Raw genomic sequence first — 3,026 nt, forward strand, 5'->3', positions numbered from 1 at the left:
GCATTGATTGCCACAAAGCGCAGTCCCCTTACCTCAAAATCGATGGTGAGCACCTTGCCGGCCAAATCCATTTGGAAATCGGCCAAGCCTCCTTCCTTGGTCTTAGGATAGTAGAGGGTGGAGAATATCTTCCCGCCTTTAAAGACTTCCAGATAAAAATCCACTGCTTCCTTAGCATTGCCATCAAACCAAAGGTTGGGAACAATTCCTGGTGTCATATAGGTGATTAAAGGGTGGGATATGTTACCCCTTAGTATACTCAAATTTCAGCCCCGTAAAGCCTCCCTTAAGGAGCGCCTGGTCCTGAAAAGATAGCAAAGTACTTGCCCTCGGAAGCCTGCACAATTGCTGGGTCGCCCCCTACCAGGTTTGTATTCACCGCCTTCCCCCAAGCACCATCCGCCCCTAGCTCGCTGTAGAAAACCTTACTCCCTGAGCCGTAAAAGCGCAGCGCGCTTCCAACCTTGGCCATATTCCCCGTCCACTCGTATCCCTTCGTATCTGGGATAAGGGTGGGCGTAGCAAAATTCAGCCCATCAGTAGAGGTGGATGCATAGTAAATCCCGTCTTCCCCGAACTCTTTTGGCGTAGAGGCAATTAGGTACCACATACCATCATGATAGGAAGCGGCGCTGTCGATAATTGCCTTGCCTGGCACCGACAACCGCTTACCCTCTTCAAATTCATAGGTGACACCATCAGCGGAAATAGAAGAGTAGAACGCAACGGTGTCAGACGTCTTTGTCATGATTGACTGGCTACTCGTGTTAGCCGTGTAGTACATGCGGATCTTGCCTTCAGGAGTGAGTGCGAGGGTGTGGTCAAAAGGCCGCGAATAAGCCTTTGGGTAGTTGGTAAAGACTGCGGGAATTGGCTCGCTCCAAGTTACACCCGCATCAGTCGACTTTTTGATGGCAATTTTGTCGAAGTTCTGAGGATCATTCTCGGGAAAATACTGGAAAGCCGCGTACAACACGCCAGCTTGGTCGCGGACTGCCGTGACTACGCCGCCGCCTTTTTGAAATGTTTTCTGACTGCCAAATGTCTTTCCATCCTTTGACTCAGAAATTTGGAGACTCTGTTTCCATGGGCCATCCTTGGTCATGTCTGCCACGATAATGTCATCCTGCCCCATTAAGTTGTCACCCTCCGATCCCCCACTCTTTTTCGTCACCTCCTTTGCCGCCTGCGCCGTGGCTTCAGCCGTAGGTGTTGCAGTGGCTTGAGGACTGTCCCCTGACGAACGCATTGCCACCGCAGTTATCCCAACCCCCAGCACAATTACTGCCGCGGCGATTATTAGCCAGAGACGTTTTGGTGCCTGGTTTTTTGGCGTTACGACGGATTCTCCGACTGGCTGCTCTACGGCTGTAGTAACCTGGGCCGGCTCAAGTGTTTCCATGGGAATCTATGAAGAAGTGTATGCATTCATGCTAGCACAGCAACCTAGGGAAGGTTCTGCGTATTGCGAAACTGTTCTCTTATTAATAAAAAACCTCCGGCGTGTGCCGGAGGCTGTAGTATCATCTCCACCTGGAACCAAGGATAGTTTTGCTACGCGTTTTGCGTATCCCGCACTACCTCAAGGCGAGCGGAGACCTCTGCCTGGTGATCGCGGATGTTTTCTTGTAACCGGCTGAGAGCCTGGCTAATTTCCAACATGTCACCTTGCTGCTTAGTGGTGCGGATAAGCGTGATGATCTCTTCGATCTGCGCAAGCAAGTCAGGCTGCTCCACGACGTATGCCTTAAGCCCTTCGAGAATAGGAACGGCTTTCTGGCCGTCCTCCTTCGCGAGGCCATCGGCAAGTAAGGCGGTGAGCGACCCTAGTAAGTCCTTGATGGTCAGGGCCGCGGCTTGCGCCGCATGTGAAACCGGCACCGCAAGACGGGCCCTCAGCTCCTCTGCCGCATGGAGCACGTCTTGGTCAAAGACCGGGGTGCGATGTTCCTCGAAGGACGGGTCATACAGGCGGATCGTGTCACCACGATTCCACTTCCACATGTTGTCTTGTTGCTGGTACGTAGAACCTGGAAACTCTACCGCGGGAGAAGGTCCGTGGTATTTCTCCACTTTACCCACCTCAAACTTTTGAGCTTCACGGTTCTCCCCGTTAAGGTACTCCACCGTTATAAACTTGCCTTCGGAAGATACCCACCAGTCGATCACAGGAAGAGGGGCCTTTGCCGCCTTGCGGGCAGCTTGCTGTCCAACCTCCGTCTTCTTTTGGTAATATTCCGTCCACGCATCAACGGTAGGCTGGGCCTTTTGCGAATATACGTACTCGCAAACGAACCCTGCGATAATGAGCAGTACATTGAGTACCCAGAACAGGGCCCAACTGTGAAAGAGATAGTAGTTGGCTACCCAGCCGGGGATGGCCAGCGCCGCGGCACTAAGGCCGATGATGGTCTGACGTGCTTCAGCATCCGGCATTTCCCGTGAAGGCTTTTCCGGAAAGGGTACCGTCTCTGATATTGAAGGAATCTGTTTTGTCAAAGTGTCTCCTTGAGCCGCAGTCGAACCTGCTGGATCGGGGCAATTGCCCGGGGAAGATGATGGCGTCCGCCTACTTTTGTAGGAGTAAAGCTAGGGGCTTTGTACCAAAATACAGGCCACTTGTCAATGACTAGTGGGACTTTACAGCCCTCCTGCCAACCTCACCAAAAACAGGTATAGTCAGCCAATAAACCGTAGACCTCTTCACTATGAGCACAGAACCACAAGACCAGATGGACATGGGCACCAAGCCAATCAAGGAACATGAGTGGCTTCAGCGGCTCGTAGGCGACTGGAAAATTGAAACCGAAATGGTAATGGAACCAGGTGCGCCGAAAATGAAAAGCAGCGGTACCGCCACCACCAAAAGCCTTGGCGGACTCTGGGCATTCAGCGAAGCCAAGGAAACCATGCCAAATGGCGTGGCAACCACCTCTTACCTAGCCCTTGGGTACGATGTTTCTTTCAAGGAATACCGCGGGTGCGGAATTGCTTCCATGTCTTCACATCTCTGGAAGTACATGGGA

At 52.3% G+C, this 3,026-nt stretch carries 4 protein-coding genes; 1 reads left to right on the plus strand and 3 read right to left on the minus strand.

Features of this window, described 5'->3' with window-relative positions; translation table 11 throughout:
- The 3 genes from VLA04_06150 to VLA04_06160 form a co-directional block, all read right to left on the minus strand.
- A partial coding sequence (locus VLA04_06150) for a VOC family protein (protein HSI21237.1) occupies positions 1 to 218 on the minus strand: 218 nt, incomplete at its 3' end.
- A gap of 68 nt (positions 219 to 286) precedes the next feature.
- Positions 287 to 1,402, minus strand: coding sequence for a sialidase family protein (locus VLA04_06155; protein HSI21238.1), 1,116 nt, complete (start codon positions 1,400 to 1,402; stop codon positions 287 to 289).
- Between the two features lie 152 nt (positions 1,403 to 1,554).
- Positions 1,555 to 2,436, minus strand: coding sequence for a hypothetical protein (locus VLA04_06160; GenBank protein ID HSI21239.1), 882 nt, complete (start codon positions 2,434 to 2,436; stop codon positions 1,555 to 1,557).
- A gap of 272 nt (positions 2,437 to 2,708) precedes the next feature.
- On the opposite strand from VLA04_06160, the gene VLA04_06165 reads away from it, so the two are divergent.
- Positions 2,709 to 3,026 (plus strand): DUF1579 family protein (locus tag VLA04_06165; GenBank protein HSI21240.1); only part of this gene is annotated, 318 nt, incomplete at its 3' end.

This window comes from Verrucomicrobiia bacterium (assembly GCA_035460805.1).
Classification (GTDB): domain Bacteria; phylum Patescibacteriota; class UBA1384; order CAILIB01; family CAILIB01; genus DATHWI01.

Bases quoted from the DNA above. Each gene is read 5' to 3' on its own strand.
- VLA04_06155 (HSI21238.1), bottom strand. From the start codon at position 1,402: ATGGAAACACTTGAGCCGGCCCAGGTTACTACAGCCGTAGAGCAGCCA.
- VLA04_06160 (HSI21239.1), bottom strand. From the start codon at position 2,436: ATGCCGGATGCTGAAGCACGTCAGACCATCATCGGCCTTAGTGCCGCG.